Source organism: Agromyces aerolatus, from assembly GCF_031432255.1.
GTDB lineage: Bacteria > Actinomycetota > Actinomycetes > Actinomycetales > Microbacteriaceae > Agromyces.
In genome coordinates this window covers 193,102-213,502 of record NZ_JAVKGQ010000003.1, presented here as the reverse complement: position 1 = coordinate 213,502, position 20,401 = coordinate 193,102, and the positions used below count along the sequence as shown (strand labels likewise).

Annotated in this window: 24 protein-coding genes; 4 read left to right on the top strand and 20 right to left on the bottom strand. The window is 70.9% G+C overall.

Features of this window, described 5'->3' with window-relative positions; translation table 11 throughout:
- Window positions 1–209: 209 nt before the first annotated feature.
- The 8 genes from RH864_RS05905 to RH864_RS05870 form a co-directional block, all read right to left on the bottom strand.
- A complete protein-coding gene (locus RH864_RS05905) occupies window positions 210–854 on the bottom strand; it encodes a YrhK family protein (protein WP_310516595.1) in 645 nt (214 codons plus the stop codon).
- Between the two features lie 33 nt (window positions 855–887).
- The gene (locus RH864_RS05900; RefSeq protein ID WP_310516594.1) at window positions 888–2,255 is read right to left on the bottom strand and encodes a glutamate decarboxylase; all 1,368 of its coding nucleotides are present in this window, start codon (window positions 2,253–2,255) and stop codon (window positions 888–890) included.
- A gap of 138 nt (window positions 2,256–2,393) precedes the next feature.
- The gene (locus RH864_RS05895; protein WP_310516593.1) at window positions 2,394–2,852 is read right to left on the bottom strand and encodes a hypothetical protein; all 459 of its coding nucleotides are present in this window, start codon (window positions 2,850–2,852) and stop codon (window positions 2,394–2,396) included.
- A gap of 84 nt (window positions 2,853–2,936) precedes the next feature.
- Window positions 2,937–3,323: a Fur family transcriptional regulator gene (locus RH864_RS05890; protein WP_310516592.1), complete on the bottom strand. Its 387-nt coding sequence runs from the start codon at window positions 3,321–3,323 to the stop codon at window positions 2,937–2,939.
- Window positions 3,320–4,162, bottom strand: coding sequence for a metal ABC transporter permease (locus tag RH864_RS05885; protein WP_310516591.1), 843 nt, complete (start codon window positions 4,160–4,162; stop codon window positions 3,320–3,322). The genes RH864_RS05890 and RH864_RS05885 overlap by 4 nt, the downstream gene beginning before the upstream one ends.
- Window positions 4,159–5,088 (bottom strand): metal ABC transporter permease, encoded by a 930-nt coding sequence (locus tag RH864_RS05880; RefSeq protein WP_310516590.1) that lies wholly within the window; start codon window positions 5,086–5,088, stop codon window positions 4,159–4,161. The genes RH864_RS05885 and RH864_RS05880 overlap by 4 nt, the downstream gene beginning before the upstream one ends.
- A gap of 16 nt (window positions 5,089–5,104) precedes the next feature.
- Window positions 5,105–5,869 carry a metal ABC transporter ATP-binding protein gene (locus RH864_RS05875; RefSeq protein ID WP_310516589.1) on the bottom strand — a complete coding sequence of 255 codons (765 nt, stop codon included), beginning with the start codon at window positions 5,867–5,869 and terminating at the stop codon, window positions 5,105–5,107.
- Between the two features lie 4 nt (window positions 5,870–5,873).
- On the bottom strand, window positions 5,874–6,998 hold the full coding sequence (locus RH864_RS05870; RefSeq protein WP_310516588.1) for a metal ABC transporter substrate-binding protein: 1,125 nt from the start codon (window positions 6,996–6,998) through the stop codon (window positions 5,874–5,876).
- A 125-nt stretch (window positions 6,999–7,123) separates the two neighbouring features.
- Here RH864_RS05870 and RH864_RS05865 point away from each other — a divergent pair, with 125 nt between their 5' ends.
- Window positions 7,124–7,606, top strand: coding sequence for a GNAT family N-acetyltransferase (locus RH864_RS05865; protein WP_310516587.1), 483 nt, complete (start codon window positions 7,124–7,126; stop codon window positions 7,604–7,606).
- Between the two features lie 13 nt (window positions 7,607–7,619).
- Here the strand turns inward: RH864_RS05865 and RH864_RS05860 are convergent, their stop codons facing one another.
- The 4 genes from RH864_RS05860 to RH864_RS05845 form a co-directional block, all read right to left on the bottom strand.
- Entirely contained in the window at window positions 7,620–9,017 is a 1,398-nt protein-coding gene (locus RH864_RS05860) for a dihydrolipoamide acetyltransferase family protein (RefSeq protein ID WP_310516586.1), read from the bottom strand.
- A gap of 53 nt (window positions 9,018–9,070) precedes the next feature.
- Window positions 9,071–10,030, bottom strand: coding sequence for an alpha-ketoacid dehydrogenase subunit beta (locus RH864_RS05855; protein ID WP_310516710.1), 960 nt, complete (start codon window positions 10,028–10,030; stop codon window positions 9,071–9,073).
- A gap of 113 nt (window positions 10,031–10,143) precedes the next feature.
- On the bottom strand, window positions 10,144–11,277 hold the full coding sequence (locus tag RH864_RS05850) for a thiamine pyrophosphate-dependent dehydrogenase E1 component subunit alpha (protein WP_310516585.1): 1,134 nt from the start codon (window positions 11,275–11,277) through the stop codon (window positions 10,144–10,146).
- A 111-nt stretch (window positions 11,278–11,388) separates the two neighbouring features.
- Complete coding sequence (locus tag RH864_RS05845) at window positions 11,389–12,486, bottom strand: histidinol-phosphate transaminase (RefSeq protein WP_310516584.1); 1,098 nt, start codon at window positions 12,484–12,486, stop codon at window positions 11,389–11,391.
- Between the two features lie 142 nt (window positions 12,487–12,628).
- Here RH864_RS05845 and RH864_RS05840 point away from each other — a divergent pair, with 142 nt between their 5' ends.
- Window positions 12,629–13,012, top strand: coding sequence for a phage holin family protein (locus RH864_RS05840; RefSeq protein WP_310516583.1), 384 nt, complete (start codon window positions 12,629–12,631; stop codon window positions 13,010–13,012).
- Here RH864_RS05840 and RH864_RS05835 read toward each other — a convergent pair.
- Window positions 12,987–14,447, bottom strand: a complete 1,461-nt coding sequence (locus RH864_RS05835) for an alpha/beta fold hydrolase (protein ID WP_310516582.1) — start codon at window positions 14,445–14,447, stop codon at window positions 12,987–12,989. The genes RH864_RS05840 and RH864_RS05835 overlap by 26 nt on opposite strands.
- The gene (locus RH864_RS05830; RefSeq protein ID WP_310516581.1) at window positions 14,447–14,758 is read right to left on the bottom strand and encodes a hypothetical protein; all 312 of its coding nucleotides are present in this window, start codon (window positions 14,756–14,758) and stop codon (window positions 14,447–14,449) included. The genes RH864_RS05835 and RH864_RS05830 overlap by 1 nt, the downstream gene beginning before the upstream one ends.
- A 145-nt stretch (window positions 14,759–14,903) precedes the next feature.
- On the opposite strand from RH864_RS05830, the gene RH864_RS05825 reads away from it, so the two are divergent.
- Together RH864_RS05825 and purB are read left to right on the top strand one after the other, a co-directional pair.
- Window positions 14,904–15,431 (top strand): low molecular weight protein-tyrosine-phosphatase, encoded by a 528-nt coding sequence (locus tag RH864_RS05825; protein WP_310516580.1) that lies wholly within the window; start codon window positions 14,904–14,906, stop codon window positions 15,429–15,431.
- Window positions 15,432–16,811, top strand: a complete 1,380-nt coding sequence (gene purB / locus RH864_RS05820; RefSeq protein ID WP_310516579.1) for an adenylosuccinate lyase — start codon at window positions 15,432–15,434, stop codon at window positions 16,809–16,811. It abuts the gene before it with no gap.
- A gap of 173 nt (window positions 16,812–16,984) precedes the next feature.
- On the opposite strand, the gene RH864_RS05815 is transcribed toward purB, so the two are convergent.
- From RH864_RS05815 to RH864_RS05790, 6 genes are all read right to left on the bottom strand, one after another.
- Entirely contained in the window at window positions 16,985–17,278 is a 294-nt protein-coding gene (locus RH864_RS05815) for a hypothetical protein (protein ID WP_310516578.1), read from the bottom strand.
- Window positions 17,275–17,871, bottom strand: a complete 597-nt coding sequence (locus RH864_RS05810; RefSeq protein WP_310516577.1) for an HdeD family acid-resistance protein — start codon at window positions 17,869–17,871, stop codon at window positions 17,275–17,277. The genes RH864_RS05815 and RH864_RS05810 overlap by 4 nt, the downstream gene beginning before the upstream one ends.
- A 220-nt stretch (window positions 17,872–18,091) precedes the next feature.
- The gene (locus RH864_RS05805; protein ID WP_310516576.1) at window positions 18,092–18,856 is read right to left on the bottom strand and encodes an ABC transporter permease; all 765 of its coding nucleotides are present in this window, start codon (window positions 18,854–18,856) and stop codon (window positions 18,092–18,094) included.
- Complete coding sequence (locus RH864_RS05800) at window positions 18,853–19,677, bottom strand: ABC transporter ATP-binding protein (RefSeq protein ID WP_310516575.1); 825 nt, start codon at window positions 19,675–19,677, stop codon at window positions 18,853–18,855. Before RH864_RS05800 ends, RH864_RS05805 begins: the two co-directional genes overlap by 4 nt.
- Window positions 19,674–20,042 carry a DUF1048 domain-containing protein gene (locus RH864_RS05795; RefSeq protein WP_310516574.1) on the bottom strand — a complete coding sequence of 123 codons (369 nt, stop codon included), beginning with the start codon at window positions 20,040–20,042 and terminating at the stop codon, window positions 19,674–19,676. Before RH864_RS05795 ends, RH864_RS05800 begins: the two co-directional genes overlap by 4 nt.
- Before the next feature lie 2 nt (window positions 20,043–20,044).
- A complete protein-coding gene (locus RH864_RS05790; protein WP_310516573.1) occupies window positions 20,045–20,392 on the bottom strand; it encodes a PadR family transcriptional regulator in 348 nt (115 codons plus the stop codon).
- Window positions 20,393–20,401 lie beyond the last annotated feature (9 nt).

Genomic DNA, 20,401 nt, shown 5'->3' with positions numbered 1-20,401 from the left:
ACCAGGCGAACTCCGAGTCCAGCGCACGCCACCATCGGGGCGGCGTACCACGCGCGGAACCATACGCTCCCGCGAGGCCGGTAGGGACCGTCTCTGCAGGGACCGCGGACAGGGCAGTGGCCCGTGAGGGCCGTCGTCAACGCTAGCCACAATCCTGACGGTGCCTCAAGCCGAACCGGAATACCGCGGTGCTGACCGGGGGTTTCGATTCACCGGAGTGAATCGTCCGGGCGCGCTTCGACGACGTTCCTGCGCGACAGCGCCGCCGCGGTGAAGAAGCAGACCGCGCCGAGCAGGGTGCCGAGGTTCGCCCAGTACTCGCTGAGGAGATCCCCGGTCTCGGGTATGACGTAGGCACCGATCGCCGACGCTCCGAACGCGACGGAGCCGGCGAGGTTCAGCCAGGTGCCGTGCCACGTCCGCGCGTCGGGATCCCAGAGCCGGCCCCGGTCCTTCGTCGCGAGCACCGCGAGCGTGCTCGACACGAGGAAGGCGACCGAACCCCACGCATCGGGGCGCCATCCCGCCCCGACCGCCTCCGGCCGGGCGACCGCCGCGGCGAGCGCAACGGCCGTCGACAGGTTGAACAGCAGCGTCCCGGCGAACTGGATCGCCGCGGCCCACCAGTCGGCTCGATCCGCGCGATTCATCTGCCGCCGAGGCATCCGTCGCCCGCTCAGGCTGAGCTGGATGAACGCGGCCAGCGTGAAGAAGACCGACCCGATGACGAACGTGAGATTCGCGCCCACGTCGCCGAGCCACGCCGCATACGGCGGCAGCGCGCCCACGAAGAAGCAGAGCGAGCCGACGGCGAAGCCCCACGCCTCGCGGCGCAGCCGACGCGTCGTCGACACGGCGGGGCGCGTCATCGCTGGTTCGCGCCGCACTCAGTGGTGGAACGTCGGGCCGATGCCGGGATGCGGCATGGGTGCGTCGAGCTCGTCGAGGTACGCCGTCTCGGTGCGGATGTCGCGCAGCAGATCCTCGGCGAGGTCGCGGCTGAGGCCGTTGCGGCACACGATGCGCATGACGGTCTGATCCGAGAGGTCGCCCGAGAGCGGGTACGCGGGGACGAGCCAGCCGCGGATCCTCAGCCGTTCCGACAGGTGATACAGGGTCCAGTTGTCGGTATGGCCCGGCGTCAGGCGCCAGGCGAACACGGGGATGTCGCTGCCGTCCGTGAGCAGCTCGAACGCGTCGAGCTCGCCGACCGCGTGCGACAGGTAGCGCGCCACGTCCTGACAGCCCTGCTGGATCTCGGTGAACCCCGTACGCCCGAGCCGCAGGAACCGGTAGTACTGCAGCAGCACCTGAGCACCCGGCCGCGAGAAGTTCAGCGCGAACGTCGGCATCTCACCGCCGAGATAGCTGACCTTGAACACCAGATCCTCGGGCAGCGCGGACGCCGACCGCCACACGACCCAGCCGACGCCCGGATACACCAGCCCGAACTTGTGCCCAGAGGTGTTGATGGACTGCACCCGCTCCACCCGGAAGTCCCACTGCACCTCGGGCTGCAGGAATGGCGCGATCATCGCGCCCGACGCACCGTCGACGTGCATCGGGATGTCGAGGCCCGTCTTCTCCTGGATCTCGTCGAGCTTCGCGGCGATCTGGGCCACCGGCTCGTACGCACCCGTGTACGTCACGCCCATGAGCGCGACCACGCCGATGGTGTGCTCGTCGACGACGTCCTCGAGCCCGGTTCCGTCCATCAGCGGATGCTCCTCGGTCGTCGGGATGAACCGCATCTCCACGTCGAAGTAGTTGCAGAACTTCTCCCAGCAGACCTGGACCGCCGAGCTCATGATGAGGTTCGGCTTCTCGGTCGACTTGCCTGCCGCCCGGCGCGCGTGCTGCCAGCGCCGCTTCAGCGCGAGCCCGCCGAGCATGCACGCCTCGGACGAGCCGATCGTCGACGTGCCGATCACATCGTTGCGGTTCGGGGCGTTCCACAGGTCGGCGAGGATGCGCCAGCAGTACTCCTCGATCGAGGCGGTCGCCGGGTACTCGTCCTTGTCGATCATGTTCTTGTCGAACGAGTCGTGGTAGAGCCGATCGGCGTGCTCGTCCATCCATGTGCCGACGAACGTCGCGAGGTTCAACCGCGCGTTGCCGTCGAGCATGGTCTCGTCGCGGACGATGCGATAGGCGGTAGCCGGCAGCATCGAGCCCTCTGGGATCTTGGTGTAGCGCGCCGTCGTCGCCTCGCCGGCTCGGCTGAACGTCGGAATGAGCTCGTCGTCTTTGAGCATGGCCCCTCCCCCGGTCGGGTATCAGGGCAGACGATACGCCCGGGAAGGGGCGGCGGTCGAGTGCACGGGCGGGTGAGCGGGCGGGTGAGCGGGCGGGTGAGCGGGGCGCGCAGCGTCGTTTGCGCCGGCTCGACGTCGTCAGTTGAGCTGCAGCTCGTGCTCCACGACGACCACATCCGTCTCGTCGTCCGTCAGCGTGAAGACGGCACCCCACGCCACGCCCGGCTGGAACCCCGCGGGCGTCGCGAAGACCCGGAACGTCACCGTCACGGGCCGGCCCGTGCACGACACCAGCCCGATGAGCTCGCCGGTGACGATGACCGGCGTCGCCTGACGGATCTCGAGACCCACCGCGCGCTGCAGCGCCACCGCCGGGTCGCACGTGACGGTGACGGGGACCTCGGCGGCGACGCCGCCGCCCACGATCGTGCCGTCGCCGAATGAGATCGTCGCGTCGTTCGGTGCCGCGTTCGCGGCACCGGGAAACGCGAGCGCACCGAGCACGGTCGCCCCGATCGCGAGCGCGGCGAATGCCGCGCGGCGAGAACGGCCTGGCGTGCGGCGGCGCTTGGTCTGTTCGAGCGTGATGACGGTCATGGCGGCCTCCTGCCGGCTGGAATGGGCGCAGCGAGCGAGGCGGCGCACGTCGTATATCACTATACGACGTAGCGAGGCGGAAGGCTATGCGGCCTGTGTGCAGGTCGCGCAGAGTCCGAAGACGTCGACGACGTGCGCGGCACCCGTGAACCCGTGCTCGCCCGCGACGCGCTTGGCCCAGTCCTCGACCTCGTCGGCCTTGATCTCGACCGTGAGCCCGCAGTTGCGGCAGATCAGGTGGTGATGGTGGCCCGTGCTGCACGCGCGGTAGAGCGCCTCGCCGTCGGGCGACTGCAGCGAATCGGCGTCGCCGCTCGAGGCGAGGTCGCCGAGCGCGCGATACACGGTCGCAAGGCCGATCGGCGACCCGCTGGCGTGCAGGGACGAGTGCAGCGCCTGCGCGCTGATGAATCCCTCGGTGCCGTCGAGGGCCTCTCGGACGGCTTCCCGCTGCCAGGTGTTGCGTTTCATGCGATCCGTGCCTCTTCCGCGGTCTCGACGGGGATCGGACGTCCTCTCCACGGTAGTCGCCGAACCCTGGAAACCCCCAGCGCGATCACGAAGCATGCGGTCGCCGCGAGCGCGATCGACGGTCCGGCGGCGATCGCGAACGCACGCGACGCGAGCACGCCCGCGATGCCCGACGCGGCCCCGATGACGGGTGCGGCGAGCAGCACGCCCCGGTAGCTCGTGACGACGAGGCGTGCGGCGGCCGCGGGCGCCGCGATGAGCGCGATCGCGAGGATCGCACCGACTGCGGGCAGCGAGCTCACGACCGACGCCGCGATCAGCGCGAGCACGAGCAGCTCGATCGGCCACTCGCGGAAGCCCGCGGCACGGAACCCCGCCGGGTCGAACGTGGAGAACACGACGCGGGTGCCGAACGCCGCGACCAGGAGCACCGCGACGACGGCGACGACCGCGGCGAGCGCGATGTCGGCGTCCGTCACGGTCAGGATGGACCCGACCAGGAACGCCTCGGGCCGCACGGGGAGGCCGGGGATCGCGGCCTGCAACAGCGCACCGGCCGCGAACCCGCCGGTCAGCACGACGCCCGCGGCGACCTGCGCACCCTGGCGACGGATGCGCGCGATGCCCGCCATGATCGCGACGATGACGACGGATGCCACGGCGGCACCCAGCGGCACGCTCACGCCGAGCGCGGCTGCGGCCACCGCGCCCGGATAGGTCGCGTGCGTGAGCGCCTGTGCGAAGAACGTGCGGCGCCTGAGCACGACCAGCGCGCCGACGAATCCTGCTCCCGCGCCGATCACGATCGCGGCGAGCATGGCCCGCTCGAAGTAGCTCATCGCCGGTCCTCCCCCGCGAGGTCCGGGCCGGCCGCGACGCGGCGAGGCATCCGCCCGCGAGGCGCCACGCGCGCGACGTTCGCGCGACCGGCCGCCCAGGCGCCCGCGAGCACGATGGCGTATCCCGTCACGAAGACCGCCACGATGGTCGCGCCGGCCGGCAGGTCGACGCCCAGGCCGACCGACGCGGCATACCCGGCCGAGAGGCCGAGCCAGGCCGCGAGCGCCGCGAACACGCCGGCTGCGGGGAAGAGCCACCAGAGCCGGTCGGTCACGAGGCGCGCGACCGCGCCGGGGACGATGAGCAGCGCGAGCACGAGCAGCGTGCCCACCGTGCTCGCCGCGGCGACGACCACGAGCGCGACGGCGGCGTTCAGCGTGAGGTCGAGCGCGAACGCGCGGTCGCCGGACGCCCGGCTCCCCCGCGCGTCGAACGCCCGGAACACCTGCTGCTTCATCGTGAGCAGCACGGCGGCGAGCGCGACGAGGCTCACGACGACGAGCGGGAGGACCTCGGCGGGCGGGATCGTCAGGACGCGCCCGAACAGCAGTGCCTCGAGCTCGCCCGCGTAGTCCGAGCTCTTCGACACGACGATCACGCCCACGCTGAACGTCGCGGTGAGCACGATCGCGATCGCGGCGTCCGACGCGACACCCGCACGACCGAGCCAGGTCAGCACGACCGCGGCGGCGAGCGCCGCGATCGCCGCACCGGGCACGAGCCCCGCCGTGCCCGCGACGGCGAGCCCGATGGCCAGGCCCGGGAAGACGGCGTGGGTGAGCCCGTCGCTGATGAACTCGAGTCCGCGGAGGTTCACGAGCACCCCGACGACCCCGGCGACCACGGCCAGCACCAGCATGACGCCCAGCGCACGCGCCATGAACGGCAGTTCGAACGCTCCGAAGAGCGCCTCACCGAGGCTCATCGCTGCCCCTCATGACTCAATGGCCCTCGTGGCCGGGGACGACGAGCGTGTGCTCGTCGATCTCGATCTCGGTGCCCTCGAAGCACGCCTGCAGGTTGCCGAGCGTGAGCACATCGGCCACCGGACCGTGGGCGAGCTGCTCGCGGTTGACGAGCACGACCGAGTCGCACACCTGCCGCGCGAGGTCGAGATCGTGCGTCGAGACGATGACGGCGACGCCGCGGCGCTTGAGCGTGCGCAACGTCTCCACGAGCGCGTCACGGTTCTGCTGGTCGAGGCCGTTGAACGGCTCGTCGAGGAGGAGCAGCTGTGGCTCGGACGCGAGCGCGCGGGCGAGGAGCCCGCGTTGCCGCTGGCCGCCCGAGAGATCGCCGAATCGGCGCGCCGCGAGGTCGGCCAGACCGACGGTCTCGAGGGCCGTGCGCACCGCGTCGCGGTCGCGTCGACCGGGCCAGCGCAGAAGCCCGAGTCGGCGGTACCGGCCCTGCATCACGACCTGGCGCAGATTGATCGGGAAGTCGGGATCGAGGTCCGCGCTCTGCGGCAGGAGACCGATCATGCCCGGCGCGGCATATGTCGAGCCGGCGTACTCGACCGTGCCCGCGGTTCGGGGCACGAGGCCGAGCAGGCCGTTCAGCAGCGTGGACTTGCCGGCGCCGTTCGGGCCGATGAGCGCGACCGCCTCCCCCGGCGCGACGTCGAAGGTCAGACGCCCGACGCCGTGACCGCCCGGGTGCGTGAACGCGGCATCACGGACGCGCAGCACGGGCGAATCGGTCATACCGCTATCTTTCCAGTGCTGCAGGGAGCGGGGAAGCCGCGACGCCCCACGACTCGAGGATGAGCCGCACGTTGTGGATCTGGCTGCCGAGGTACGTGTCGCCCTCGGTGCCTTCGACCCCCAGCGAGTCGCCGTAGAGCGCGTCGTCACCCGAGTACACCGTCACACCGGCCTCCCGCGCGATCGTCTCCGCGGCCTTCGGTGAGATGGAGCCTTCCGAGAACACCGCCTTCACGCCGGTCTCCGCGATACGCGCGACGAGCTCGTCGATCTCCGCCGCGCTCGGCTCGGCGTTGTCGTCGAAGCTCGGGATCACGCTGCCCACGAACGTGATGCCGTACGCGTCGAGGAAGTAGGTGAACGCGTCGTGGTTCGTCACGAGCAGGCGCTGCTCCGCGGGGACCGCCTCGATGTTCTCGGTGATCCACGCGTCGAGCGCGTCGAGCTGCGCCTCGTACGCGGCCTCGTTCGTCTCGATCTCGGCGGCGTCCAGGCCGTCGACCTCGGCCAGACCGTGCGCGATGGTGTGCACCATCGTCGCGGCGAGCGCCGGGTCGGTCCAGATGTGCGGGTTGCCGTGCGCGTGGTCGTGGTCGTCGTGCGCGTGGTCGTCGTGCGCGTGGTCGTCGGCGGCCGTGTCTTCGGCGTGCTCGTCCTCGGCGTGCTCGTCTTCGGCGTGCTCGTGTTCGGCGGCGTGGTCGTGCTCGCCTTCGGCGTGCTCGTGATCGTCGCCGTGCGAATGCGTGCCGTAGGTCTCGATGCCCTCGCTCGCGTCGATCAGCACCCCGTCGAAGCCCGAGGCGCTCACGGCGTCCTCGACCCACGACTCGAGCCCCGCGCCGTTGACGACGAGCGCGTCCGCGCTCGCGAGGGCCGCGAGCTGCGCGGCCGACGGGTCGAACGAGTGCGCGCTCTGGCCCGCGCTCAGCAGCTGCGTGACCTCGGCCTGCTCCCCCACGAGCTCGCGCGTGAAGTCGCCGACCTGGGTGGTCGAGGCGACGATGGTGACCCCGTCGGGCTCGGCGCTCGCGCCCGCGCATCCGCTCAGGGCGACGGCCGCGGTGGTGACGACACCACCCACGAGGAGGGCACGCGCGAGGAGGGAGCGGGCGGGACGGATCTCAGGCATGCGCTCTACGATAGTTATTTGAGAATGATTGTCAAACTCAGATTTCGCCCGGTCATCCGCGACGCATCACGTCATCGAGGAGCGGGGACTGGCGTCCGGCTCGGGCAGGTGAGAGGGTGATGCACGTGGAGTCGACGACGTCCCCTCTCACGTTGCATCCGTTCACCCTCGCCGACGCCGAGCGCATCCTCGCCGGCGAGGTGGACCCGTACGACGGCTGGGAGGGCGGGTATTCATTCGTGGATGAGCCGGAGCTCATCGACGAGTACGTCGCTGCCGTCCGCGCCGGGGGAGACCCGGCCCCGTTCGGCCCCTATCTCGTGCGCCGTGGGGCGCACGGCGCCGCCATCGGCGGCGTCAACCTGTTCGCCCCGTCCGAGGACGGCGCGGTCGAGTTCGCCTTCGGACTCGTGCCCGCGGTCCGCGGGCAAGGCCTCGCGGTGCACGCCGTGACCGCGGCGCTCGCCATCATCCGGGCCGCCGGCGCGACGCTCGCCCGCGCCGAGGCCGACCTGGCCAACACGCCGGCACGCCACGCGCTCCTGAAGGCCGGCATGACCGAGGTCGCGCGCAACGGCGACGCCGTGGTCTACGAGCGCCGGCTCTGAGCCGGGAGCGCCCTCACTCGAGCAGCAGCGCCGGTTCTTCGATGATCGACGCCACATCGGCGAGGAATCGGCTGGCCACATCGCCGTCGACGACACGGTGATCGAACGAGCCGCCGATCGTGGTGACGAAGCGCGGCCGCACCTCACCGTCCACGACCCAGGGCTTCTGGCGGATCGTGCCGAGCGCGACGATCGCGACCTCGCCCGGGTTCAGGATGGGCGTGCCGGTGTCCATGCCGAACACGCCGATGTTCGTGATCGTGATCGTCCCGCCCTGCATCTCGGCGGGCTGCGTCTTGCCCTCTCGCGCCGTGAGCGTGAGCTGCTCGAGCGCCGTCGCGAGCTCGACCATCGTCATCGCCTGCGCGTCCTTCACGTTCGGCACGATGAGTCCGCGCGGCGTCGCCGCCGCGATGCCGAGGTTGACGAAGTGCTTGACGATGATCTCCTGATCGGTCCACTGCGCGTTCGCGGTGGGGTTCCGGCGCACGGCCCAGATGATCGCCTTGGCCATGATGAGCAAGGGGGAGACCTTGACCCCCGCGTAGTCGGGCGACGACTTCAGCCGCTTGACATACTCCATGGTGCGCGTCGCGTCGACGTCGACGAACACCGAGACGTGCGGTGCGGAGAACGCACTGTGCACCATCGCACTCGCGATCGCCTTGCGCACTCCCTTCACGGGGATGCGGCTCTCGCGGTCGGCGGGGGCCTCGGGGGTCTGGATGTTGCGGAACACGCTCGCCTGGGTCGCGTCGCGGAGCACGTCCTCACGCGTGACATCGCCGATCGGGCCGGTCGGCGTCACGCGCGCGAGGTCCACGCCGAGGTCCTTCGCGAGCTTGCGGATCGGGGGCTTCGCGATGACGGGCGGCGACGGTTCAGGCCGGCGCTCGGCGGGAGCGGGTCGCGTCCCTTCGGTCGGCGCAGGCGGAGTCACCGGCACGACCTGTTCGACCACCGGCGGGATCGCGGGCGCGGTGGCCGCGAGCTTCTGATGCGCGGCGCCCGGTGCGGCGTGCCGACGTCGACGGCTCTGGGCCGGGCCCGAGCTGCCATGGCCGACGAGCACCGCGCCGCCGCCGTCCGCGGCGGCGGCCGGATCCGGGGCGGAAGCCGGCTCGGCGGCGGAACCGGGCTCGGCGGCGTCGCCCGTGGTCGGCTCGTCGGCGTCCGTACTGATGACGAGGATCGGCGTGCCCACATCGACGGTCGCGCCCTCCTCGACGAGGAGTTCGGCGACGACGCCTTCGAAGGCGCTCGGCAGCTCGACGAGGGACTTGGCGGTCTCGATCTCGACGAACACCTGATCGAGGGCGATGCGGTCGCCCGGGGCCACGCGCCACTGCACGATCTCGGCCTCGGTCAGGCCCTCGCCGACGTCGGGCAGGGGGAACCGGATCTCGCTCATTCCTTCACCCTTTCACCACATGTATCCCATGCGCCGTATGCGGCTCGCCGAGGTCAGAAGGCCAGGGCCCGGTCGACCGCCTCGAGCACGCGGTCGGGACTCGGCAGGAACTCCGCCTCGAGTGCGGCCGGCGGGAACGGCGTGTCGAACCCGGACACCCGGAGCACCGGTGCCTCGAGCGAGTAGAAGGCGCGCTCGGCGACCGTCGCCGCGATCTCCGAGCCGACGCTGGCGTTGCCCGCGGCCTCCTGGGCCACGACGAGCCGCCCCGTGCGCTCGACCGACTCGAGCAGCGGCCCGTAGTCGATCGGCGAGATGCTGCGCAGGTCCACGACCTCGAGGCTCGTGCCCTCCTCGGCCGCGATGTCGGCGGCCTGCAACAGCGTCGCGACCATGGCGCCGTGACCGACGACCGTGACATCCGTGCCCTGCCGCATGACCCGGCTCGAGTGCAGTGGAAGTCCCGCGTGATCGAGGTCGACCGGGCCCTTGGGCCAGTACCGGCTCTTGGGCTCGAAATAGAGCACGGGGTCGTTCGAACGGATCGCCTCTTGGATCATCCAGTAGGCGTCGTGCGGGTTCGACGGGCTGACCACGCGCAGCCCCGGCGTGTGCGCGAAGTACGCCTCGGGGCTCTCCTGATGGTGCTCGATCGACCCGATGTGCCCGCCGTACGGCACCCGGATGACGATCGGCATCGAGAGCGTGCCGTCGTGGCGCAGCGTCTGGCGGGACAACTGCGTCGTGATCTGGTCGAACGCCGGGAAGATGAATCCGTCGAACTGGATCTCGAGGACCGGCCGGTACCCGCGCATCGCGAGGCCGATCGCGGTGCCGACGATGCCCGACTCGGCGAGCGGGGTGTCGAGCACGCGTCCCTCGCCGAACTCGTCCTTCAGCCCCTCGGTGACCCGGAAGACGCCGCCGAGCGCGCCGATGTCCTCGCCCATGAGCAGCACCTTGTCGTCGGCAAGCAGCGCTTCGCGCAGCCCGGCGGTGATCGCCTTCGCCATCGAGAGCGTCTGCACGCCGCGGACGCCACGCGCGTGCGCGGCCGGCTCATTCGTCGAAGCATCCGCCACGCGCGTCTCCTCGGTCTGCATTCCGGTCTCGGCATATGTATCGGTCATGCTGCACCTCCGTCGAGGCCGCGCTCGAACGCGTCGAGCCAGGCGTACTGGTCGTGCATGAGCGGATGCGTCTCGGCGTACACATGCTCGAACATCTTCTCGCGAGCGGGCGCCGGCGCTTCGAGCGCGCGACGCCGAAGGTCGGCGGCGACGTCCTGCGCCTCCTGCTCCACCTCATCGAAGAACGCCGCCGACGCGCCACGGCCCTCGAGCCAGGTGCGGTAGCGCGTGATCGGGTCGCGCTCGGCCCAGTACGACTCTTCTTCGCGCGTACGGTACTTCGTCGGATCGTCAGCCGTGGTGTGCGCGCCCATGCGATAGGTGACCGCCTCGATCAAGCTGGGTCCGAGACCCGACCGCGCCTCTTCGAGCGCGACCCGGCTCACGGCGTAGCTCACGAGCACGTCGTTGCCGTCGATACGCAGGCCGGGCATCCCGAAGCCCGTGCCGCGCAGCGCGAGGGGGCTCCGCGACTGCCGGGCGACCGGCACCGAGATCGCCCACTGGTTGTTCTGCACGAAGAACACCTGTGGGGTCTGGTAGCTCGACGCGAACACGAGCGCCTCGCTCGCGTCGCCCTGCGAGGTCGCCCCGTCACCGTAGTACACGAGCACGGCCGCGTCGGTCTCTGGGTGCCCGGTGGCGGTGGCGCCGTCGAAGGTGAGGCCCATCGCGTAGCCGGTCGCGTGCAGGGTCTGCGACGCGAGGACGAGTGTGTACAGGTGGAAGTTGCCGTTCTCCGCCGGGTCCCAGCCGCCGAGCGTCGCCCCGCGCAGCAGCGTGAGGATCTTGACCGGGTCGAGCCCCCGGATCATGCCGACGATGTGCTCGCGGTACGACGGGAAGATGTGGTCCTGCGGGCGGGCGGCCCGCGCCGATCCGACCTGCGCGGCCTCCTGGCCGTGGCTCGGCACCCAGAGCGCGAGCTGGCCCTGACGCTGCAGGTTCGCACCGGCGACGTCGATGCGGCGCGAGATCGTCATGTCCCGGTAGAACTGCTCGAGCTCGGCGTCGGCGAGCGCCTCGACGACCGGCAGGAACTGCTCGGCCTCGGGCGTGGGACGCAGCTCGCCCTCGTGGGTCAGAAGCTGCAGGGTCGGCGCGGAGAATTCTCGCTGGAGGGCTGCCACCGTTCCACGGTACTCGCTCAGCCCGAACGCGATCTTGTAAGTCCCACACAAGCTCCCGCCGGGAGGCTTTGAGGGTTCGCTACAGCGCGACGCGCGCGCTCTCGCCGCCCGCTACCGCGCGGCAGGTCGCTCAAGCGTGGCGAGCACGTCGATCACGACCTGCACCGACGACTCCTCGCCCACGCTGACCCGGATGCCGTCGCCGGGGAACGGCCGGGCGACCACGCCGGCGGACCACAGCGCCTCCGCCGTGGTCTCCGTCGCCTCGCCCGTGGGCAGCCACAGGAAGTTGCCCTGCGCCGCGGGGACGGGCCAGCCGTCGGCGATGAGCGCCTCCCTGAGCCGGTCGCGCCGTTCGACGATCGTGTTCACGCGTTCGAGCAGCTCGGCCTCGGCGGCCGGCTCGAGCGACGCGAGCGCGCCGGCGGTCGACGCGGCCGTGACCCCCAGCGGGATCGCGGTCGACCGGGCCGCGTCGAGCACGGCGACCGGGCCGATGGCGTAGCCGACGCGCAGCCCGGCCAGGCCGTACGCCTTCGAGAACGTCCGGAGGATGACGAGGTTCGGGTATCGACCGATCAGTTCGCGCCCGTCGACGGCAGCCTCGTCGCGCACGAACTCGATGTACGCCTCGTCGAGCAGCACGAGCAGGTCGGCGGGCACGCGGCGCATGAACGCCTCGAACTCGTCGGCCGTGACGACGACGCCGGTCGGGTTGTTGGGGGAGCAGACGATGACGACCCGGGTCCGGTCGGTGACGGCGGCGGCCATGTCGTCGAGCTCGTGCCCGTGGTCGGCGCGGTTCGGCACCTGCACGCTCGTCGCACCCGACACCGTCACGAGTCCGGGGTACGCCTCGAACGACCGCCACGCGTAGACCACCTCGTCGCCCGGGCCGGCCGCGGCCTGGATGAGCTGTGCGAGCAGCGAGACGGAGCCCGCACCCACGAGCACCTCGTCGGCGCCGACGCCGTAGATCTCACCGAGCCGCTCGCGGAGCGCGAGCGCGCTCGCGTCGGGGTACCGGTTGATGGTTCCCGCGGCGTCGGCGACGGCCTGGCGGACCGAGGGCAGCGGATCGAACGGGTTCTCGTTGCTCGACAGCTTGAACCCGTCGGCCGGGGCTGGCCGGCCCTGCCGGTAGGCGGGCAGGGCGGCGATCTCTGGGCGCAGGCGTACGCGTGCCGGCGTGGGGTCCGAAGCGGTCACGCCCTCAACCGTACCGGCGAACGCCCGGGGCGGGTGTCCCGCGTCTGTGGCCCCGCGCGACCGATCGTCCGCCCTCCATGCCGATTTCTGAGCCGGATGTCCACCCTGTGATTCGGGCCGTCCGCTCTGCCAGAGTGGGACCATGCGGTTCATCATCAAGGTCCTCGTGATCGCGTTCGCACTCTGGCTCACGACGTTGATCGTCGCCGGCGTCCAGGTCGTGCCCTACGAGGAGACGACCCTCGGCACCGTGTTGACCTACCTCCTGGTCGCACTGATCTTCGGCCTCGTGAATGCGATCATCGGCACCGCGATCCGGATCGTGGCCTTCCCGCTCTACCTGATCACGCTCGGGTTGATCTCGTTCATCGTGAACGGGCTGCTCCTGCTCATCGTCGACTGGATCAGCGGTCTCATGGGCTTCGGCCTCGAGGTCGAAGGCTTCTGGTGGGGAGTGCTCGCCGCGCTGGTGCTGGGCATCTTCAGCTGGCTGATCGGGCTCATCGTGCGCCCTCGCCGGAGCTGACCCCAGGGCTGACCCGCGTCGCGCGCCAATCCGAGCGGGTCCCGGGATCTTCGCCCGCGAAGTCACGGATGAGGTCGCCGAACCCGGCAAGCTCGGGAGCCTTCGACCGGTCGACCAGCTCGGCCGTCTCACGGTAGCGCGAGAGCGCGTGGGCGGGCAGGAGGTCCTCGCCGGTCGCCGCGCCGGGCAGCGCCTCGCGCGTCACGGTCGTCAAGCCGGGTGAGGGATGCGGCGGCCCGCCCAGTGCCGGAACCAGGTCATCGACGTGCTCGATCGAGAGCACCCGCACGTCGCCGAGGTCCATGTTCGCCACGGGGCCGCCGAGGTTCACCGCGGCGACGACGTCGAGTTCGGGATCGCGCGCCAGCGCGGCGGTGATCATGCCGCCGGCCGAGTGCCCGACGGGCAGGATCGGATCGCCCGGCCGGGCGCCGGCCTCGGCGAGCGCCTGCCGGACCGCACGCTCGGCCGCGCCGGCCTCGGCCCCGCTGACGCGGAAACCGTCGAGCCGCGAGCCGTCGGCCACCGCGTGCAGGTCGCTCGTGAGGTCGAACGGCTCGTCGCCCGCGACCGGTAAGAAGTCCATGGTGCCGCCGATGTACACGACCCATCTCGATGCTGCCTGCGATCCGTACCGCTCGACCCTGACCTGCGCGCCGCCCGCGTCGGGCGATGGCACGCGTCGAGCGAGGTCGCCGACGCTCGCCGGCGGCGGCACGCGGTCGCCGCCCGGGACCGGCGCCCGACCGACCGTCACCGCCCGGTCGACGAGCACTCGGCTGCCGAAGAACCCGAGCCCGCCGGCCGCACCGAGCAGCAGCGACGCGTTCTCGGGCGCGCCGAGGCCGGCGCCGATGAGCATCGCGATCGGAGCGGGGACGCCCCGCAGGCCGAGCAACAGCTCGTCGACCGAGCCGCCCGCCGCGCGCACCAGGCGGACGAACCGCGGATCGGACAGCAGCGTGCGGGCCGTCGCCTTCGGGCTCCACGCCCCGTTCGCCGCGGCCTGCGCCAGGGCCCGGCCGGCCGCGAGCCCCGGACCGATCAGGAACGGCAGCGCGACGAGCGCGAAGAGTCCGGCGTTCGCGCCCGCGTACCGCACTCCCGCCTCCCACATGGCGGTCACCGTGCGCTCGGCCTGACCGTATCGTTCGGCGCTGACGACGAGCGATTCGCGCATGGCGCCGGTCTCGCGCGCGGCCTGACTGAAGATCGACCCGGCCTGGCTGAGCCCGCGGGCCCGGCCCCAGGATGCCGCCGCGCCCGGCGCGTCGGCGACACCGCTGCACTGGAGGCCGTTGCGGATCGCCTCGGCACGGTCGGCCCAGTCGAGGCAGGCCCCTTCGAGTGCGCCGAGCGCGGCCGCCTCCGCGAACAGCTCGTCGACCGCCACCCGGGTGCCGCCACCGACGCTCACGGTGAGCTCGTCGCTCATCATCCGCCACCCACGACCGGCGCCTCGGCGATCACCCGGAGTCGCGTCGCCTGACGCCGCTGCGTCTCGCACGCGTCGTCGAGCACCACCGTGACCGCGCGCAAGCCGCTGCCGAGCTCGCGCAGGCGCGTCTCGTACCCGTCAGCTGCCCTCGATCGCCACGTCAGACATCGTTCGCCCGGCAGCATGACTCGCAGCCCGCCCTCCACCTCGGCGAGGAGCTGGTCGAGCTCGTCGCGGTAGCGCGCGGCCGCGGCCGCGAGCCGGTCGGCTTCGGGCCCGGGGACGAGTGCGGCGTGGGGATTCGGCATGCCGGACATCGTGGCCGGGTGAACGGCCTCGCGCCGAGGCATCCGCCCGATCTGTGCGTCACGCGCGTGAGCCACGCGCCTGTGGAGGACGAGTGGCACGATCCCTCATCTGGTGCACCGGCCCCGATCTCGCCAGAATGGAGCAATGACGCGAGCGGAACCCGCGGGGGACGCCGCGCAGCCGTTCCGGGTGTCGTTCGTGTGCACGGGCAATATCTGCCGTTCGCCGATGGCCGCCGTCGTGCTGCGGTCCCTTGCCGAACGCGAAGGGCTCGAGGGCGCCCTCGCGATCGAATCTGCCGCAACCGGCGACTGGCACGTCGGCGAGCGGGCCGACCATCGGACGCTGGACGCGCTCGATCGCGCCGGCTACGACGGCTCGACGCACCGCGCGCGCCAGTTCGATCCCGGCCGGTTCCCGATGCTCGACCTCGTGGTCGCGTTCGACCGCGGCCAGGCGCGGATCCTGCGCAACTGGGCGCGCAGCCTGCTCGATCAGCAGAAGGTGCGGCTGCTGCTCGAGTTCGACGGCGATCTCGCGCCCCTGCAAGACGTCCCTGACCCGTATTACTCGGACGCGGAAACCTTCGATCGAGTTCTTGGGATGATAGAGCGGTCGACGCAGTCGCTGTTCCGGCAACTCGCACCAGCTCTCAGACAAGGAATCCGATAGATGTCGCTGCCTCCCCAGCCGCTCAGCCCCCTCGACGGACGCTACCGCGCGGCGGTGGGCGAGCTCGGCGAGCACCTCTCCGAGGCCGGGCTCAACCGGGCCCGCGTGCAGGTCGAGGTCGAGTGGCTCATCACGCAGACCGACCACGGGTTCTTCGGCACCTCGCCGCTCAGCGCCGACCAGAAGGCCGCGCTCCGCCAGATCGTCACCGACTTCGGCCAGTCCGACATCGACGAGCTCGCAACGCTCGAGGCGACCACCCGCCACGACGTGAAGGCCGTCGAGTACTACGTGCGCCGCCGCCTCGCCGAGCGCGGACTCACCGAGCTCGCCGAGCTCACGCACTTCGCGTGCACGAGCGAAGACATCAACAACCTCTCGTACGCGATCACCGTGCGCGACGCCGTGCGCGAGGTCTGGCTGCCCAAGCTCACGGTCGTCATCGAGGCGCTCGCCGCGCTCGCGCGCGAGCACCGTGACGCGTCGATGCTCTCGCGCACGCACGGGCAGCCCGCGACCCCCACGACCATGGGCAAAGAGCTCGCGGTCTTCGCGCACCGTCTGCGCCGCATCGAGCTGCAGATCCAGGCGACCGAGTTCCTCGGCAAGTTCTCGGGCGCGACGGGCACCTTCTCGGCGCACGTCGTCGCGGCTCCGGATGTCTCGTGGCCCGAGCTGTCGCGCGAGTTCGTCGAGTCGCTCGGCCTCACCTGGAACCCGCTCACGACCCAGATCGAGTCGCACGACTGGCAGGCCGAGCTCTACGGTCGCATCTCGCACGCGAACCGCGTACTGCATAACCTCGCGACCGACATCTGGACGTACATCTCGCTCGGCTACTTCCGGCAGGTCCCCGCGGCGGGTGCGACGGGCTCGTCGACCATGCCGCACAAGGTCAACCCGATCCGGTTCGAGAACGCCGAGGCGAACCTCGAGCTCTCGTCGGCCGTGCTCGACTCGCTCGCGGCCACGCTCGTCACGAGCCGGCTGCAGCGCGACCTCACCGACTCGAGCGCCCAGCGCAACATCGGCGTCGGGTTCGGACACTCGCTGCTCGCGCTCGACAACATCCAGCGCGGCCTCGGCGAGATCGACCTCGACCGCGAGCTGCTGCTCGCCGACCTCGATGCGAACTGGGAGGTGCTCGGCGAGGCGATCCAGACGGTCATCCGCGCCGAGGTCGTCGCCGGCCGGTCGACGATCGCCGACCCGTACGCGCTGCTGAAGGAGCTCACGCGCGGCAAGCGCGTCGGCGGCGAAGAGCTCGCCGCGTTCGTCGAAGGGCTCGAGATCGGCGACGACGCGAAGCAGCGCCTGCTCGCGCTCACCCCGGCCGGCTACATCGGCCTCGCGTCAGAGCTCGTCGACGCGCTGGGCTGATCTGGGGGCCGGGGGACACCGCCGCCGCGCCAGCCGATTTCCGTCAGTCGCGCCTGCTCTGACCGTTCGCGCCAGCGCCGGCCAGCGTAGGTGGCGCGATAGGTCAGAGGTGGCGCGCGAAACCTGGGGACGGCGCGGGTCGACAGCGCGGACAGCGCCCGTGCGTCGCCGGGTCAGTGGCCGCGGTCGGCCGGCGGAGCCGGCGGGTTCTCGGGGTCGTCGTGCTCGGCGAGCTCGGCCTGCTCCGAGGCATCCGGCTTGATCGCCATCTGCAGCAGCGCGAGGACGACGAGCACGACGATGAACACGCCGCCCAGGCCGATGAGCGTGAGCGTCCAGTCGCGGGTCACCATGAGCGTGATGAGTCCGACGAAGATCGCCGCGATCGCGGCGCCGCCGACGTACTCCACGGGCCGCAGCCGATCGCGGCGGCTGGGCTGATACCGGTCCTCGGGCTGCTGGGTCACGACTGCTCCGATCCGGATGCCTCGGGGCGGGCGCCGGCCGCGCGAGCCGAGCCACCCCATTTGAGCGAGAAGCCCCCGATCACAAGCAGCACCCCGACGATCACGAGGTACGCCCCGAACAGGCCGACGATGCTGACCGAGTCGAAGGGGAAGATGAGGAACACGACCGCGGCGAGCGCGGTGGCCGCGCCGACCGTCACCCAGTCGCGCGCGGCGGTCGTCCGGCCGCGCGCCCGCAGGCCGGCGATGAGCTCGGCGATGCCCGTGATCGCCGCCCACGAGATGACGAGTACGACGAGGAAGGCCAGGCTCGCGGGCGTGATGAGGGCCAGCAGGCCGGCGATCGCCGTGAGCAGGCCGATGACCGCGAACAGCGCTCGGATGAGCCGGTCGTCGATCAATCGCAGCGACGCGGCGCCCGTGAAGAGCCCGGAGACGATCGCCCAGACCCCGAAGACGGCGAGGCCCAGCGTAGGGGAGTGGTCTTGCGAGAACGTGATGACGACCGCGGGGACGATGGCGAGCGCGCCCCGCGCGACGGGGACGGCCCAGTACGGCGCGCGCACGACGGCGTCGGCACGGGCTTCGGCCACGGCGACCTCTTTCGTTCGGGGATGACTCAATCCTACGCGTCGGCTCGGGGACCCAGGTCCCGGTCCCTCGTCGTCGAGAGGTCGGGTGGCGCACCGTGCCGTTGTGCGGGCTGTGCCGTTGTGCGGGCTGTGCCGTGCCGGGCCGGTGCCGCCCGCGTTCCCCGACCGGGAACGCGGGCGATGTCGCTCGTGCGGCTCGGCCGCGAGGCATCCGGTGCGCTCAACTGAACTTGCGCCGATAGATGACGATGGCGAAGCCGTACGCGACCACGAGGATGCCGACGAGCCAGGCGAGCGCGATCCAGATGTCGGTGCCGACCGGCTGCCCGGCGAAGAGCGCCCGGGTGCTGTTCACGATCGAGGTCACCGGCTGGTTCTCGGCGAACCAGGCGACCGGCGCCGGCATCGTCTTGGTCGGCACGAACGCCGAGCTGATGAACGGCAGGAAGATCAGCGGGTAGCTGAACGCGCTCGCGCCGTCGACCGTCTTCGCCGAGAGCCCCGCGACCACGGCGAGCCAGGTCAGGGCGAGCGTGAACAGGATCAGAATTCCCGCGACCGCGAGCCAGGCCCCCACGGACGCCCCGGTGCGGAACCCCATGATGAGCGCGACGCCGATGACGATCGCGATCGCCGCGAGGTTCGCGACCACCGACGTGAGCACGTGCGCCCAGAGCACGCTCGACCTCGCGATCGGCATGGACTGGAAGCGGTCGAAGATGCCGCCCTGCAGGTCGAGGAACAGCCGGTACGAGGTGTACGCGACGCCCGAGGCGATCGTGATGAGCAGGATGCCCGGGAGCATGTAGTCGATGTACGACTCATTGGATCCGGTGCTGATCGCACCGCCGAGCACATAGACGAACAGGAGCATCAGCGCGATCGGTGTGACCGCCGTGGTGATGATCGTGTCGGGGCTACGGAGGATGTGCCGCAGCGAGCGGCCGGTGAGGACGCCGGTGTCGCCCAGGACGTGGGTGGTCATGATCGTTCCGTTTCTGCCGTGTCGGCCGTATCGGCCGTGTCGGCCGTGTCGCCGATGAGCGCGAGGAAGACCTCTTCGAGGGTGGGCTGCTTCTCGACGTACTCGACCGTCGCGGCCGGGAGGAGCTGCTTGAGCTCCGCGAGTGTGCCGTTCTGGATGATGGTGCCGCGGTGCAGGATCGCGATCCGGTCGGCGAGCTGCTCGGCCTCGTCGAGGTACTGGGTGGTCAGCAGCACGGTGGTGCCGCCCTCGGCGAGCTGCTTGACCGTGTTCCACACCTCGATGCGCGCCTGCGGGTCGAGGCCGGTGGTCGGTTCGTCCAGGAAGATGATGGGCGGGTCGCCGATCAGGCTCATCGCGATGTCGAGGCGACGGCGCATGCCGCCCGAATAGGTGGCCGCCTTGCGGCCGCCGGCCTCGGTGAGCGCGAAGCGCGCGAGCAGGTCGTCGGCGATCGCGCCCGGGTGATCGAGGTGCCGGAGCTTCGCGACGAGCACGAGGTTCTCGCGTCCGGTGAGCACCTCGTCGACCGCGGCGAACTGGCCCGTCAGGCTGATCGACTCGCGCACGTCGCCGGGGTCGGCGGCGACGTCGAAGCCATGCACCGTCGCGGTTCCGGCATCGGCATTGAGCAAGGTCGACAGGATGCGGACGAGCGTGGTCTTGCCCGCGCCGTTCGAGCCGAGCAGGGCGAAGATGCTGCCACGGTCGACGTCGAAGTCGACGCCGCGCAGCACGCGGAGCGGCTCGGCCTTCTGGGGGAAGGACTTCTCGATGCCCCGGACGCGGATCGCCGGCTCGAGCGTGGCTGCGCTGGTCATGGTCGTTCCTTTCGTTCGGCGTCGTCGATCGCCTCGATCAGACGTGCGCGCTCCTTGTCGATCCACTGCTTGGACGTGTACGCCTTGGCGAAGGTCTCCACGAAGTCGACCGGGTCTTCGCCGACGAGGTCGCGGACCGGCGTCCCGTCGAGGGCGGCGCGCTCCCAGAGGTCCGCCAGGTCGGTGAACATCGTGACCAGCGTGTCGCCGTCGACGATGCCGCCGTAGTACATGAGGTATCGGTGCATCGCCTTCGCGCCGGTGGCGTACGGCTCGGAGAGACCGTCGATGCGCGCCTTGTCCTGGCGGAACTGCTTCTTCTGCTCGAGCGAGCCGGTCAGGGCTTCGATCCACTTGCTGGCCATGGTCAGTGCTCTCCTTGGTGGTCGGGGTGTTCGTGGTGGAGCTGTTCGATGCGGTCGGCGAGGAAGCTCCAGGTCCTCCAGAACTCGTCGAGGTACTCGCGGCCCGCGGCGTTGAGCGAGAACACCTTGCGGGGCGGGCCCTTCTCGGACGGGACCTTCTCGACGTCGACGAGTCCGCGCTGCTCGACCCTGAGGAGCAGCGCGTACACGGTGCCCTCGGCGATGTCGGTGAAGCCCTGCTCGCGGAGCCACGCGGTGATCTCGTAGCCGTACGTGGGCTTCGCGCTGAGGATCGCGAGGACGATGCCTTCGAGCGTGCCCTTCAGCATCTCCGTTGCCTGCTTGCCCATCGCGGGCTC